Here is a 13,322-nt window from a genome sequence, read left to right as displayed (position 1 = left end):
ATCAATGGCCCTGTTATTAGAATATATACCGATAATCGCCTTTTTTGTGTTCTACAAAATGGCGGACATTTATGTCGCAACCGGTGTTTTAATGGCAGGGACAGTGGTTCAGTTGCTTGGCCTGAAACTTCTCCGGCAGCCACTAACCACCCGACACTGGGTTTTGTTGGCTGTTGTTATGGTGTTCGGCGCAGTCACTCTACTCCTACGTGATGACTGGTTTATTAAAATGAAAGTGTCGGTTGTCTATGTCGCCATCGCACTGTTGCTCTTGGGCGGCTTGTTTTGGAAAAAACGCAGTCCGATACAGTCTATGATGGGTAAAGACATTCAATTGCCAGATGCCGCCTGGTTAAAGTTAACCTACGCTTGGATAGTGTTCTGCCTGGCGTTAGCAGCGCTTAACTTATATATCGCAGAGTTTTGGAGTCAGGAAGCTTGGGTAAACTTTAAGGTTTTCGGTATTTTAGGCATTACATTAGTCTTTACTATTGGCACCGGCCTTTATATGTACCGTCATGCCAGTGAAGAGGAGAACACGCAATAATGTGGTTCGTTATTTTTGCAGAAGATCACCCGGACTCACTGGAAGCACGTAAACGAGCGCGCCCTGCTCACCTTGAGCGACTCAAAGCATTGCAAAACGACGGGCGTTTACTGGTCGCGGGGCCATGTCCGGCGATAGCCGAACTTGACCCGGGGGTGCTGGGTTATACTGGCTCTGTGGTGATTGCTGAGTTCGACACCCTGCAAGACGCTGAGCAATGGGCAAATGACGATCCTTATTGGGAAGCCGGTGTTTATAAACAAGCTTCGGTAAAGCCCTATATCGCTGCGCTTCCAAACTAACCCGCTATTGTCGTTATGTCGAAAAACATGAAGAGTATCGAGCTCACGGACAATAATCGCTACTTACACTGTGTAAGGTTCGAGCCACAAACCAAAATTAAAGCCACTGTCGTCATAGCTGCCGCCCTTGGCGTAAAACAACGTTTCTACCAACCCATTGCGCGTTGGCTGAGTGAGCAGGGCTATCGGGTTATTACTTTCGACTACTACGGCATTGGTCAGTCCGTCGATAAACCATTAAAACAGATCAAGTCTGACATTATTGAATGGGCTGAGTTAGATATTAAGTCAGTGCTCGACTACGCCCAGTCCTGCCAGCAAGGTGAGCCGTTAATATGGCTGGCGCATAGCCTGGGCGGTCAAATTGTTGGTCTGGCTCCAAACAGTGACTGTATCGACAAAATGGTCACAATTGCCAGTGGCACGGGTTACTGGTTAAAGGCTAGCAAACAAGTTCGCTGGACATCTTGGTTGTTGTGGTATTTTGCCGCTCCCATCAGTACGCCCATAGCCGGCTACTTCCCCGGTAAACGCTTGAACATGGTGGGTGATATGCCTGCGCCAGCCATGATGCAATGGAGCCGTTGGTGCCGCAGCAAAGATTATCTATTTGACAACATCTCCGCCGAACAACAAGAGCGTTACAACCACTTTTCAGCACCTATTCGCGCATTCCATATTACCGACGACGAGCTACTCCAGCGCTCAAATATTGAGAGTTTACTGAGTCACTACCCAAATGCCGAAAAGTCGTTAACGGACTTAACCCCCGACATGACTGACAGCAAAGGCATTGGTCACTTCAACTTCTTCCGCAGTCAATTTAAAGAGTCGCTTTGGCGTAAAAGCTTGCTAGACGCCCTGTAGGTCAATTAAAGTCTTTGTATTGACGAAATAATCAGGGATTCTTAGACCGTGCATTATCAAATGGAAATGGCACTTTCATTACTGGCAGCGCTTGCTTTAGGTTTGATGATAGGCATTGAGCGAGGTTGGTCGGGTCGTGACAGCGAAGAAGGTGCTCGCGTTGCTGGGGTGCGCACGTTTAGCCTTATTGGTTTAAGTGGCGGCGTATTCGCAATACTAGCTCAGCAGTGGGGTGTCTGGCTGATTATTACCGGCTTTGTTGTAGTCGCCATTCTTATTGCTGCGTCATACATTAGCCACAGCAAGCTTTCAGACGATGCCGGTATTACCACTGAGTTTTCTATGTTGCTGACCTTCGCGTTAGCTATTTGGGCCGCTTCTGGCGATCCGCTACCGGCTCTAAGCTGCGGAGCTGTCGTCGTTGCGCTTTTGGGCCATAAGAAAAACTTACATAAATTACTCAAACGCATTTCTCCTAAGGCCTTTTATTCTGGCATTACCTTACTGCTTATTTCCGTGGTGGTGCTACCGCTGCTGCCCGACGAAGGGTACGGTCCATGGCAAGCGCTAAACCCTTACTGGCTATGGTGGATGGTGGTGTTAATCTCCGGGCTGTCATTTATTGGTTACTTATTTACCCAACTGCTCGGCGAAAAGAGAGGCACGCTCATTACCGCTATTGCAGGAGGCTTTGCGTCGTCCACCGCCGTTACTCTGACCATGGCCCGCTTCGCTAAAAGAAACTCTCACACCGCTATTTATGTGAGCGGCATGTTACTGGCTTGCAGCATTATGTTTCCGCGAGTGCTGATAGAAGTCTTTGTTGTCAATCATCAACTTCTGGGAATACTCTGGCCCTCGATTACGCTCATGTTTTTAGGGGCGCTGGTCGTGATGGTGATGATATACCGCCAGCAAAAGCAGAAGGCTCCCTCAAATGCCTCTGATATCACTATTAATAATCCGTTACAGTTAGGTACCGCCATACAGTTTGGCGTGCTTTTGGCCGTTATCTTGTTATTGTCAGAGGCCATGAAGCAGTGGTTTGGCGACGCGGGTATCTACAGCCTGGCTATTATTTCAGGCTTAATGGACGTCGACGCTATTACGTTATCGCTTTCCCGATCGGCTCAGAATGAACTGTCTCCGGAAGTGGCTGTTATGGGTATCATCCTGGCCTGCGCCAGTAACACCCTACTGAAAGGCATTATGTTTGCATCTGTTGCCGGCATAAAGCTGCATTATAAATACGCCGTTTACATGACTTTGGCCATCGTTCCCGGACTGCTTTACGGCTTCTTGAACGTACTTTAAAGGAGGAGTTTTGCTGCCACTACCTAGTTTTGATGACGTCGCTGCCGCCGCTGAGCGTATTCGCCCATACGCCCATAAAACTCCCGTTTTGACGTCACGCACAGCGAACGAAAAGTTGGGCGCTGAACTCTTCTTTAAGTGCGAAAATTTCCAACGCATGGGCGCGTTTAAATTTCGCGGCGCCATGAATGCGCTACTGCAGTTTGATGAAGCGCAGAAGAAAGCCGGTGTCATTGCATTTTCCTCGGGGAATCACGCACAAGCGATAGCCTTAGCAGCTCAGTTGCTCGATATTAAAGCAACCATCATCATGCCCGAAGACGCGCCAAAGGCGAAAGTGAACGCAACCCGAGGCTACGGTGCCAACATAATTCACTACGACCGCTATACCGAAAATCGCGAACAAATCGGCAGAGAGCTCGCTGAGAAGCACGGTTATACGCTCATACCGCCTTACGACCACCCGCATATTTTGTCAGGGCAAGGCACTGCCGCAAAAGAGCTGTTTGAGGAAACCGGGGAGCTTGACGCGCTATTTGTATGTTTAGGTGGCGGCGGGTTGCTGTCCGGCTGTGCGTTAGCGGCGCGCCACTTCGCACCTGACTGCAAGGTTTACGGTGTCGAACCCGAAGCCGGAAACGACGGTCAGCAGTCGTTCCGTAAAGGGGAAATTGTCCGTATTGAAACACCCAAAACCATCGCTGACGGCGCTCAAACACAGTATTTAGGCGAGTATACCTTCCCTATCATTCAAAATAATGTCGACGATATTCTAACCGTCAGCGATTCAAGCTTAGTTGAGTCAATGCGGTTTTTCGCCGAACGAATGAAGATGGTTGTTGAACCCACGGGGTGCCTCGGTTTCGCTGCGGTGGAGCAGCTTAAAGATGAGCTGCAAGGCAAACGTGTTGGCGTTATCATTAGCGGTGGCAATGTCGACATAAGCCGCTATGCAGAACTCTTAAGCGCTTAACAAGCAGGATGATTAAATGACAGTACCTCAGTGGATAGATACCCTCGATACGCCTTATTTGCTGATTGATGAAGCCATTCTAAAACGCAATATCGCGCATTTGAAAAACCGCATTGAATCACTGGGTAGTCACTTACGCCCTCACCTGAAGACGTTGCGCACGTTAGAGGCTGCCGGTTACTTACTCGCGGATAAAATCAGACCCGCCACAGTGTCAACATTGGCAGAAGCGGAAGCCTACGCAAACGCTGGCTACACCGACTTGCTTTACGCCGTAGGCATTGCACCGGCAAAATTGGAGCGCGTCGCTCAACTGCGTAAGCGCGGTATTAACCTACATGTTCTGCTCGATAATATGGCGCAGGCAAAGGCAGTAAGTGACTTTGCACAAAAACACCAACAGGACTTTTCCGTTTTCATTGAAATAGACAGTGATGATCATCGCGGCGGTATTAAGCCCGAAGCGCCGGAGCTTATTGATATTGCGCAGCAACTTGGTCGACACTTTACCGGACTCATGACCCATGCCGGTGGCTCATACAATTGTCATACCGCAGACGCTTTAAAAGCATTCGCTAAACGAGAGTGTGATGCGGTTCGCAATGCCAAAAGCCGACTAGAAGCATCTGGCATTCATTGTTCAATAACCAGCGTCGGCTCAACACCAACCGCGCATTACGGAGAAGACTTTAGTGATATTGCCGAGGTTCGCGCCGGCGTTTACACGACTTTTGACTTAGTCATGAAAAATATCGGCGTGTGCGACTTTTCTGACATCGCCATGTCAGTGGTGACAACCGTTATCGGACACAACAAAGAGAAAGGCTGGGTACTGACTGACAGCGGCTGGATGGCACTGTCCCGAGATCGCGGTACTGCAAGCCAGAGTATGGATTTTGGCTATGGACAAGTCTGTAAAACAGATGGTTCTATTTTAACTGGCTTATGCGTTAACAGCACCTCACAAGAGCACGGCGTTATCGAATTAAACGACGTTTACCAATTAGACAACTTTCCCGTTGGTTCGCAGTTGCGCATATTGCCCAACCACGCCTGTGCAACCGCCGCCATGCATCCGCTTTACCATGTACTAATGAGTAATGGTTCACATAACACCTGGCAACGTATTATCGGTTGGTAAAAACCGTGAAGCTTATCGAATAACTTCAGTGCTCACTTCAATAATCCCGGCATCCAAATCAGCGATTTCGCCAAACGCAGAGCGCGATAGGTCGATGATTCTGCCGTCAATAAAGGGGCCTCGATCATTAATTTTAACCACAACGCTTTTGCTATTAGCGATATTGGTGACTCGAACTTTGGTACCAAATGGCAAGGTTCTGTGAGCGGCGGTGTCTGCGAAATGGTTATACCGCTCACCGCTAGCTGTGGTTCTGAATTGGTATTTCATGGCGTAATAAGACGCCTTTCCTGACTCCTGTTTACCAATTAAGTTACCGGGACTCTTGGCCGGAATGGCGCTACAACCACTAAGCGCCAGTACGGATAAACTGACGCCTAACATAAGATTTTTAACGGAGTGTGTGTTTTTTGCTTTCATTCCTTAATCTTAACGGGTTCTGAAGACCCTGTCCGTTAAGGAAATAAAAAGGCACCGTAAAGATTTACACACTCACCAGAAAAGCTTCACGCACAGTTGGATACTTGAATTCAAAGCCATGGTTCCGCAGTTTGTCTGGCACCACAGCTTGCCCTTTAAGCAACATCGACGACATTTCACCCAAGCCAACTTTAAGCACAAATGCGGGTACTCTCATGAAGTGCGGTTTATTCAGTACCGACGCCAAAGTCCGGCTAAAAGCTTCATTCGTAACGGGTCCCGGAGAAGTCATGTTAACAGGGCCCGACAAATTGTCGTGCTCCAGTAAATACTGGATGGCCCGAACCATATCCTCAAGCTGTATCCAGGACATCATTTGCTTCCCATCGCCCAAAGGGCCACCTAAACCAAACTTATAGGGGGTGATCATTTTCGCCAAAGCGCCCTCGCCCTTTGCTAAAACCACACCGGTGCGCAGCAGAACCACCCGGGTTACTTTTTCTGCAGCTAGAGCCCGACGCTCCCATTCTTGGCATAAGGTCACTGCGAAATCAGTACGCTTAGGGCCATCGCTCTCATTGACGGGCTGAGCGTCACGCGGGCCATAATAACCAATAGCAGAGCCGCTCAGAAATACCTTAGGAGGCTTTTCGGCCGCTTTGATCATAGCCGCCAGCTTTTCGGTAACCTGCCAGCGGCTGTCTTTTAACGCCTGTTTGCGGGAATCGCTCCAGCGCTTGTCGGCAATACCCTCGCCCTGCAAATTGATGACCGAATCAAATTGGCCGATATCCGCCACCTCGTCCACTGAGGACAATAAGGTAACATCGTCGCCCAACAGCTTTCTGGCCCGCTCTTTATTACGCGTAGTGACCGTGAACTTATGATCACTTCGGTATTTGCGAATAAACGCAGAGCCAATTAAGCCAGTACCACCTGTCATCAAAATATTCATCAGCCACCTCCTGAATCAATCACTGCTGGCGCAAACTTACGCAAGCTTGCGGATAAGCTGCGCCGTATTGCGTTTAATTAAGCGATAACACGACAAGCGACCTAAAATAGCCACCACCAAAGCGCCGCAAAGCGGTCCTACAAGCCATAACTTCCAGTGGATTACCGGCGTCATGTTAAATACTTGGTTTTGCAATATGAACAAGGATATTTCCATCGCCAGTGTGGCTATTAATCCGCTAATAGCACCCAACACCAAAAACTCGTAAGTAATGCTACGACTCAATAATTTACCAGGCGCACCCAGCGTCCGCAGAATCACAAGTTCTTTCTGCCGTTCTTCCATGCTCGCCTGAACCTGTGCGACCAAGACCAGTGAACCTGCGATTATCACGAGAACCAACACAAACACTATCGCCAGACTAACTTGCCCAATCACCTCTCGTATCTGATCAATCATCGCATCCAGATCAATCAACGACGTTTGTGGGAAAGGCTTAAAGAGTTCATAAAGCTCACTCTTACGTTCTTCGCCTAACCTAAAACTGGTGATATAGGTCGCCGGAAAGTCTTCCAATGTCGAGGTGTTGAATATCATGTAAAAGTTCGGCTGCAGCGTATTCCAGTCGGCTTTTCGTAAACTGGTCACCGGCACAGTGAACTCCTGCCCCCCTAAATTAAAGCGTAGTTCATCACCCACTTTAATATCCAGTCGCTCTGACACATTCAGCTCAACAGACACCTGAGGTTTTGCGTCATCGCCCCACCACTGACCGGCGGTTAACTCGTTGTTAGGAGGTAGGGTATCGCGCCATGTCAGCGACAGCTCCCGACCAATCCCTTCACGCCCTTCTGCGTCTTCGTCATCACGGTCCTCCTTGGTGACTTCATCACGTAGCTTTTCACCATTAATGTGAGTTAAACGACCCGGAACAATCGGGTAGAGATCAGTCGACGGAATATTTTCGCGCTCAAACATTGCCTGCATATCATCAACATTGTCCTGAGCAATATTAATGGCAAAGTAGTTCGGAGCGTCTGCTGGTAACTGTCGTTTCCAGTCTTCCAGTAGGTCGTTGCGTAAAACAATCACTAATAACAGCAACATAATGGCTGTTGAGAAGCTCAGCATTTGCACGCTGTTTTGCGCCGCCCGACGTTGCAGACCCGCCATAGCCAGGCGCCAGCTACTCCCCGCCTGCATACCGGCCTTGCGGCTGGCTGAAATAAACAAACGACCCAACCCTAGCAGGATAACAGCGGCAACGGCGCCACCGGCAAACAAGGCGGTCGATAACCACCATTGCTGACTGTAAATCACCAACAACGCATAAATGGTGCCACCACTTAGTACCCATTGCAGCCAACGAATGGCGTTACCCGCGGTTAACTGACGGTGCAGCACACGCAACGGCGGTATCGCCACCAAGCGGAACAGCGGATACAAGGTAAACATAACCGCACTGATAACACCAGTTGCTGCCGCCAGTGCGTATGGTTGCCAGCCAGATTGCGGCAAGGTTGCATCAAGCTTTTGAGAGACCCACTCAATCACAAAGTACTGAATAGCCCAGCCCAGCAGCATACCAATAGCGACACTCACTGCGGTTAATAACAACAAGTGCAGAATGAAAATACGCCGTATTTGCTTTTTGTCAGCCCCTAAGGTTTTAAAAATAGCGACCACGTCGTAGTTTCGCTGACAATAACGTTGCGCAGCCACAGCAACAGCGGTAGCAGCTAATACCACGCCTAATAGGCTTGCCAACATCATGAAGCGCTCAGCACGGTTTAATGAACGTGACAACGGGCTGTCACCATCTTCAATACTACGCCAGCTGTGCGTATCGTCATTAAGTCGAGGTAGCAGCCAGTCTTCGTACGCATCAATAGCGTCTGATTTACCGGCCATTAACACGTTAAAACGCACTCGGCTGCCCGGTTGAATGAGCCCTGTTTCATCGAGTTGAGAATGACGAATAATAACATTGGGGCTGTCGGTAAAGACCGAAAAACCGACATCAGGCTCGTAAGTGACGACCTTAGTCACTTTAAAACTGCTGTTGCCCACCTCAATCGAGTCACCAATATCCAGCTGTAAAGCTTGAAACAGTTGTGATGCCACCCAAGCCTCGCCTTCAGCAGGCAGTCCTTCAGCCACATACCCTTGCCCAAACGGCTGGTCTGCAATTTCCAGTTCCCCCCGTAACGGATAACCGTCGCTGACTGCTTTGACGTCCACCAGGGTCATGCTCTCACCAGAGAACGCCATGGAGTTGAATACAACTTTCCAGGCCGTTTGCAGCTCCATTTGTCCGGCTTGGTCAAGCCATTCCTGAGGTATGTCACGACGAGAGCTCAAAACACGATCCGCGGCCAAGAACTCACTGCTGCGCTCCGTGAGTCCGGCTTGTAGACGGTCACTGAAAATAGAAAGAGACAACACGGCGGTCACCGACAAAATAATCGCCAGCGCCATAATTGTCAGCTCACCTCGTTTCAGCTCCTGCTTAAGCAAACGAAACGAAATTTTATGCCACATCCTGTGCTGCCTCCGATAACTGCCCTGCTTCCATTTGCAGCACGCGCTGACAGCGCTTCGCCAACTGTTGATCGTGTGTCACCATAATCAACGTTGTGCCGTAGTCTTTGTTGAGGTTGAATAATAATTCTTCGACCTTACCACCGGTTTTAGCATCAAGATTGCCAGTAGGTTCATCGGCAAACAAAATTTTTGGCTGACCGACAAATGCACGCGCAATAGCAACACGCTGTTGTTCACCGCCTGACAACTGGTTCGGATAATGGTGCCAGCGATCTTCCAGCCCGACTTTGGCTAATAGTTCTCGGGCTTCTTTCTCTGCGCCTTTATGACCGGCCAATTCAGCCGGTAGCATGACGTTTTCCAGCGCACTTAAACTTGGCACCAATAGGAACGACTGAAAGATAAAGCCAACTTTGTCAGCACGAACTTTCGCGCGCTGCTCTTCATCCAATTCGCTGAGTTTTTCGTTTTCTATAAGAACCTCTCCGGAGGATGCGAGGTCTAATCCCGCAAGCAGCGACAATAACGTCGATTTACCGGAGCCTGACGCGCCGACAATGGCAACAGTCTCGCCAGCATTGATACTGACGTTAATTGGCTGCAGAATCTGTAATGGCCCCTCAGAGGTGTCTACGGTTTTTTCCAGTTGTTGAGCTTGAATGAGCATAAAATGAAAAACTTCCTTTTGAAAACATGTCTATTTTTATCACTGTTGTTAGTTATACGCAGTGTTTCCGCAAATGTCTCACTTGTCGTTTTAGGTGACAGCCTAAGCGCTGGTTACGGCCTTTCACAGGAGCAAACCTGGGTGGCCGAACTTGACCGTCGCTGGAACAGCTCTCACCCCGATATTAACATCATAAACGCCAGTATTAGTGGCGAAACCACTCGTGGTGGTTTGAGCCGCTTAGAAGGCGTTTTAGAGCGTCACCAACCCGACGCATTATTTATAGAGCTTGGCGGCAACGATGGACTTAGAGGCTTTGACCTCAACACAGTTCGGTCAAACTTGAAACAAATGATCGATAAAGCAAAGGAACAAGACGTTAAAGTAGCGTTGAGCCAGGTTATGGTGCCACCCAACTATGGTCAGAGATTCGCCGAACAGTTTCGACAAGTTTTTGAGGAGGTTGCGAAAGAAGAAGGCGTTAAACTCGTGCCGTTCTTTATGGAGAAAATAGCGACTAACCCAGACTATGTGCAGAACGATGGCATTCACCCCACCGCGGAAGCCCAGCCAAAAATCGCTGACTTTTTAGAGCCCTATTTACTCGAATTGGCAAAATAAAGGCACAAAAAAACCGCCTTCGGGCGGTTAATGTATTGTCCTGAAAAATGGCGTCCCCTAGGGGATTCGAACCCCTGTTACCGCCGTGAAAGGGCGGTGTCCTAGGCCTCTAGACGAAGGGGACCCTGGACTGTTTGATGTGAGCTGTGACTCTCTTAAAAGAGATGGCGTCCCCTAGGGGATTCGAACCCCTGTTACCGCCGTGAAAGGGCGGTGTCCTAGGCCTCTAGACGAAGGGGACGCAATAATCACTTTGCATCACGGTATTTGACTGGCGTCCCCTAGGGGATTCGAACCCCTGTTACCGCCGTGAAAGGGCGGTGTCCTAGGCCTCTAGACGAAGGGGACGCAACCAAATACTTTTACTACTGTCGGTGCTCTACCGAAAACAACGTGGTGGAGCTAAGCGGGATCGAACCGCTGACCTCTTGCATGCCATGCAAGCGCTCTCCCAGCTGAGCTATAGCCCCGCACCTGGCAATCACAGACTGCCTTGACAGCGGGGCGCATTCTATTTCGAGCGGCGCTAATGTGTCAACTATTTTTTGAAAAAATAAGACTGTTTGGCTGTTTTTATGGCAGTTTGTTCAGTTATTCATCAAAAACTATTTTTTCAGGCCGGCCGGCAGTTTTTGGTGATAAACATGATACACCTCTTCCAACCCTTCCCGACTTGAAACAGACACATTCATGTCATTCACTAAACCGTTATCCAAACGATAAACCCAACCATGTAACGTAAGAGGTTGTTCTCTATCCCAGGCTTCCTGAACAACATTTGTTTTAGCCAGGTTTTTTACCTGCTCTATGACATTCAATTCGCACAGACGATCAACTTTTTGAGAGTCTTCCAGAGCCGCTATTTCATCGGCATGCTCCCGGTACACGTCGCGAATCGGATACAGCCAATGGTCAACCAAACCATGAGGTTTTGACTCCATGGCGGCTTTGACACCGCCACAGCCATAATGACCCACGACCAACACATGACGTACTTTGAGGGTTTCTATCGCAAACTGAATCACAGACAGGCAGTTAAAGTCTGTCTGAATAACCTGGTTTGCCACATTCCTGTGAACAAACAACTCGCCAGGATCCATACCTACAATCTGATTCGCCGGCACTCGACTGTCAGAGCAACCAATCCATAAGTACTCTGGAGCTTGCTGCCCTACCAAACGTTTAAAGAAGTCAGGATCCCTTTGGATCTGCTCTTCCGCCCACGCTTTATTGTTTTCAATCAAATGCTTAATGTCTGGCATGATGTATCCTGAAGCCGTTTTAACGCAATGTTACGCACTCTCACGCTGAGCTATAAATTCTAAAGCAAGGTCAATTCGCGCCAAAACGGTTTTTTGGGGTATTAATTCCAGAGTTTCACCTAACGAAGGAGAGTTACCTCCACCGGTAGCGGCTACCCTTAAAGGCATACCTACTTTGCCCATTCCGACATCCAAATCAGCGGCCGTTTGATTAATTGCGGCCTGAATCGTATCAGCACTCCAGTCGTTCACTGCTCCAAGCAGTTCTTTTGCTTTCAGTAGTGGTTCTTTCGCCACCGGACGTAAATGCTTCTTCGCCGCTTTTTCGTCAAACTCTTCTACTGACTCAAAGAAATAGCGGCTAATAGCAGCCATTTCTTTCAAGGTTTTCACCCGATCCGCTTGCAAACCAACCACTTTTTCAAGAGCAGGGCCGCTGCTGGTATCCACGCCAATTTGGTCAAACTGCCACTGCAGTTGTGGCGCCACTTCTTCAGCCGGCAGTGTTTTCATATAGTGCTGATTTAGCCAATTCAGCTTTTCGGTATTAAAGGCAGATGCTGCTTTATTCACATCATCCAGTTTGAAGTATTCAATGAGTTCTTCGCGACTGAATATTTCCTGATCACCGTGAGACCAGCCCAGGCGTGCCAAATAGTTAACGACCGCTTCAGGTACATAGCCGTCATCACGGTATTGCATGACACTGACCGCGCCGTGACGTTTAGAAAGCTTCTTACCGTCGTCACCTAAAATCATGGAAACGTGTGCGTAATGCGGTACGGGCGCTCCTAATGCTTTTAAGATATTAATCTGGCGCGGTGTGTTGTTAATGTGGTCTTCACCACGAACAACATGCGTAATATCCATGTCCCAGTCATCTACGACAACACAGAAGTTATAGGTCGGCGTGCCATCGGTTCGGGCAATGATCAAATCATCCAGCTCAGTATTCGCAAATTCAATACGCCCGCGAATGTGATCATCGAAAACCACGCTACCTTCTTGCGGGTTACGAAAACGAATAACGTATTTGTCACCGCCAACGTTAGGGTTATCACGGCAATGACCGTCGTAGCGAGGCTTTTCACCGGCTGCCATTTGCTCTTCACGCATTTTTTCCAAGCGCTCGGCAGAACAATAGCACTTGTAAGCTTTATCTTCTTCCAAAAGCTTATCAATAAGCTCTTTGTAGCGGTCAAAACGTTGAGTTTGATAATAAGGACCACGATCCCAGTTTAACCCTAGCCATTCCATGCCTTCTAAAATTGCATCAATAGCAGGCTGTGTTGAGCGCTCACGGTCGGTGTCTTCAATACGTAATACGAACTCACCGCCTTGTGCCTTGGCAACTAACCAAGAATATAAAGCGGTACGAGCACCACCGACATGCAAATAACCTGTTGGACTGGGAGCAAAACGCGTTACCACACTCATGTTTTTTCCTTTCATTTAAACCGGTCAAAATAATGGCGGCAAGTTTATCAAGACTGAGCGCTCAGCGCATCTGCTAATCGAAATGATTAAAATGTCAGCAAACAGCACAAAGTTCGCAATTTTTATTTGACAGTTTTTATCTGATCCCTATAATGCCTCCTCGCAACGACGCAGAAGTGTCACAGTGAGAATGGTTGCTTAGCTCAGTTGGGAGAGCATCGCCCTTACAAGGCGAGGGTCACTGGTTCGAGCCCAGTAGCAACCACCACTTC

Annotated in this window: 13 protein-coding genes and 5 tRNA genes; 8 read left to right on the top strand and 10 right to left on the bottom strand. The window is 48.7% G+C overall.

The window, feature by feature from the left end; all coding sequences use genetic code 11:
• Positions 1 to 4 precede the first annotated feature (4 nt).
• The 6 genes from ispZ to CEW91_RS04235 are packed head-to-tail and all read left to right on the top strand — an operon-like array spanning position 5 to position 5,144.
• Positions 5 to 547 (top strand): septation protein IspZ, encoded by a 543-nt coding sequence (gene ispZ, locus CEW91_RS04260; RefSeq protein ID WP_088767808.1) that lies wholly within the window; start codon positions 5 to 7, stop codon positions 545 to 547.
• A complete protein-coding gene (locus CEW91_RS04255; RefSeq protein WP_088767807.1) occupies positions 547 to 849 on the top strand; it encodes a YciI family protein in 303 nt (100 codons plus the stop codon). The genes ispZ and CEW91_RS04255 overlap by 1 nt, the downstream gene beginning before the upstream one ends.
• A 15-nt stretch (positions 850 to 864) precedes the next feature.
• Complete coding sequence (locus CEW91_RS04250; RefSeq protein ID WP_232507025.1) at positions 865 to 1,716, top strand: alpha/beta hydrolase family protein; 852 nt, start codon at positions 865 to 867, stop codon at positions 1,714 to 1,716.
• Positions 1,717 to 1,764: 48 nt separating this feature from the next.
• Complete coding sequence (locus CEW91_RS04245; protein WP_088767806.1) at positions 1,765 to 3,030, top strand: MgtC/SapB family protein; 1,266 nt, start codon at positions 1,765 to 1,767, stop codon at positions 3,028 to 3,030.
• A 10-nt stretch (positions 3,031 to 3,040) separates the two neighbouring features.
• Positions 3,041 to 4,003 carry a threo-3-hydroxy-L-aspartate ammonia-lyase gene (locus tag CEW91_RS04240; RefSeq protein ID WP_088767805.1) on the top strand — a complete coding sequence of 321 codons (963 nt, stop codon included), beginning with the start codon at positions 3,041 to 3,043 and terminating at the stop codon, positions 4,001 to 4,003.
• A 16-nt stretch (positions 4,004 to 4,019) separates the two neighbouring features.
• On the top strand, positions 4,020 to 5,144 hold the full coding sequence (locus CEW91_RS04235) for a DSD1 family PLP-dependent enzyme (protein WP_088767804.1): 1,125 nt from the start codon (positions 4,020 to 4,022) through the stop codon (positions 5,142 to 5,144).
• A gap of 12 nt (positions 5,145 to 5,156) precedes the next feature.
• Here the strand turns inward: CEW91_RS04235 and CEW91_RS04230 are convergent, their stop codons facing one another.
• The 4 genes from CEW91_RS04230 to CEW91_RS04215 all read right to left on the bottom strand — a co-directional run bounded on the left by CEW91_RS04230 (position 5,157) and on the right by CEW91_RS04215 (position 9,730).
• Positions 5,157 to 5,564: a septal ring lytic transglycosylase RlpA family protein gene (locus CEW91_RS04230; protein ID WP_088767803.1), complete on the bottom strand. Its 408-nt coding sequence runs from the start codon at positions 5,562 to 5,564 to the stop codon at positions 5,157 to 5,159.
• Positions 5,565 to 5,628: 64 nt separating this feature from the next.
• Positions 5,629 to 6,519 carry a TIGR01777 family oxidoreductase gene (locus CEW91_RS04225; protein WP_088767802.1) on the bottom strand — a complete coding sequence of 297 codons (891 nt, stop codon included), beginning with the start codon at positions 6,517 to 6,519 and terminating at the stop codon, positions 5,629 to 5,631.
• A gap of 36 nt (positions 6,520 to 6,555) precedes the next feature.
• Positions 6,556 to 9,060 carry an ABC transporter permease gene (locus CEW91_RS04220; protein WP_088767801.1) on the bottom strand — a complete coding sequence of 835 codons (2,505 nt, stop codon included), beginning with the start codon at positions 9,058 to 9,060 and terminating at the stop codon, positions 6,556 to 6,558.
• Positions 9,050 to 9,730: an ABC transporter ATP-binding protein gene (locus CEW91_RS04215; protein ID WP_088767800.1), complete on the bottom strand. Its 681-nt coding sequence runs from the start codon at positions 9,728 to 9,730 to the stop codon at positions 9,050 to 9,052. Before CEW91_RS04215 ends, CEW91_RS04220 begins: the two co-directional genes overlap by 11 nt.
• 3 nt (positions 9,731 to 9,733) lie before the next feature.
• Between CEW91_RS04215 and CEW91_RS04210 the strand changes: the two genes are divergently transcribed.
• Positions 9,734 to 10,351 carry an arylesterase gene (locus tag CEW91_RS04210; protein WP_088767799.1) on the top strand — a complete coding sequence of 206 codons (618 nt, stop codon included), beginning with the start codon at positions 9,734 to 9,736 and terminating at the stop codon, positions 10,349 to 10,351.
• 48 nt (positions 10,352 to 10,399) lie between these two features.
• On the opposite strand, the gene CEW91_RS04205 is transcribed toward CEW91_RS04210, so the two are convergent.
• The 6 genes from CEW91_RS04205 to gltX form a co-directional block, all read right to left on the bottom strand.
• A tRNA-Glu gene (locus CEW91_RS04205) sits at positions 10,400 to 10,475 on the bottom strand.
• A gap of 41 nt (positions 10,476 to 10,516) precedes the next feature.
• Positions 10,517 to 10,592, bottom strand: a tRNA-Glu gene (locus tag CEW91_RS04200).
• A 31-nt stretch (positions 10,593 to 10,623) separates the two neighbouring features.
• Positions 10,624 to 10,699 (bottom strand) — tRNA-Glu (locus CEW91_RS04195).
• A 46-nt stretch (positions 10,700 to 10,745) separates the two neighbouring features.
• A tRNA-Ala gene (locus CEW91_RS04190) sits at positions 10,746 to 10,821 on the bottom strand.
• 135 nt (positions 10,822 to 10,956) lie between these two features.
• The gene (gene can / locus CEW91_RS04185; protein ID WP_088767798.1) at positions 10,957 to 11,613 is read right to left on the bottom strand and encodes a carbonate dehydratase; all 657 of its coding nucleotides are present in this window, start codon (positions 11,611 to 11,613) and stop codon (positions 10,957 to 10,959) included.
• A gap of 30 nt (positions 11,614 to 11,643) precedes the next feature.
• On the bottom strand, positions 11,644 to 13,050 hold the full coding sequence (gene gltX / locus CEW91_RS04180) for a glutamate--tRNA ligase (protein ID WP_088767797.1): 1,407 nt from the start codon (positions 13,048 to 13,050) through the stop codon (positions 11,644 to 11,646).
• Positions 13,051 to 13,242: 192 nt separating this feature from the next.
• Here gltX and CEW91_RS04175 point away from each other — a divergent pair.
• Positions 13,243 to 13,318 (top strand) — tRNA-Val (locus tag CEW91_RS04175).
• Positions 13,319 to 13,322 lie beyond the last annotated feature (4 nt).

The organism is Idiomarina piscisalsi (assembly GCF_002211765.1).
In the GTDB taxonomy this organism is placed as follows: Bacteria; Pseudomonadota; Gammaproteobacteria; order Enterobacterales; family Alteromonadaceae; genus Idiomarina; species Idiomarina piscisalsi_A.
This window is presented reverse-complemented; position numbering and strand designations above follow the sequence as displayed.

Coding starts and splice junctions, on each gene's coding strand:
- ispZ (WP_088767808.1), top strand. CDS start 5: ATGGCCCTGTTATTAGAATATATACCGATAATCGCCTTTTTTGTGTTC.
- CEW91_RS04255 (WP_088767807.1), top strand. CDS start 547: ATGTGGTTCGTTATTTTTGCAGAAGATCACCCGGACTCACTGGAAGCA.
- CEW91_RS04250 (WP_232507025.1), top strand. CDS start 865: ATGTCGAAAAACATGAAGAGTATCGAGCTCACGGACAATAATCGCTAC.
- CEW91_RS04235 (WP_088767804.1), top strand. CDS start 4,020: ATGACAGTACCTCAGTGGATAGATACCCTCGATACGCCTTATTTGCTG.
- CEW91_RS04230 (WP_088767803.1), bottom strand. CDS start 5,564: ATGAAAGCAAAAAACACACACTCCGTTAAAAATCTTATGTTAGGCGTC.
- CEW91_RS04225 (WP_088767802.1), bottom strand. CDS start 6,519: ATGAATATTTTGATGACAGGTGGTACTGGCTTAATTGGCTCTGCGTTT.
- CEW91_RS04220 (WP_088767801.1), bottom strand. CDS start 9,060: ATGTGGCATAAAATTTCGTTTCGTTTGCTTAAGCAGGAGCTGAAACGA.
- CEW91_RS04215 (WP_088767800.1), bottom strand. CDS start 9,730: ATGCTCATTCAAGCTCAACAACTGGAAAAAACCGTAGACACCTCTGAG.
- CEW91_RS04210 (WP_088767799.1), top strand. CDS start 9,734: ATGAAAAACTTCCTTTTGAAAACATGTCTATTTTTATCACTGTTGTTA.
- can (WP_088767798.1), bottom strand. CDS start 11,613: ATGCCAGACATTAAGCATTTGATTGAAAACAATAAAGCGTGGGCGGAA.
- gltX (WP_088767797.1), bottom strand. CDS start 13,050: ATGAGTGTGGTAACGCGTTTTGCTCCCAGTCCAACAGGTTATTTGCAT.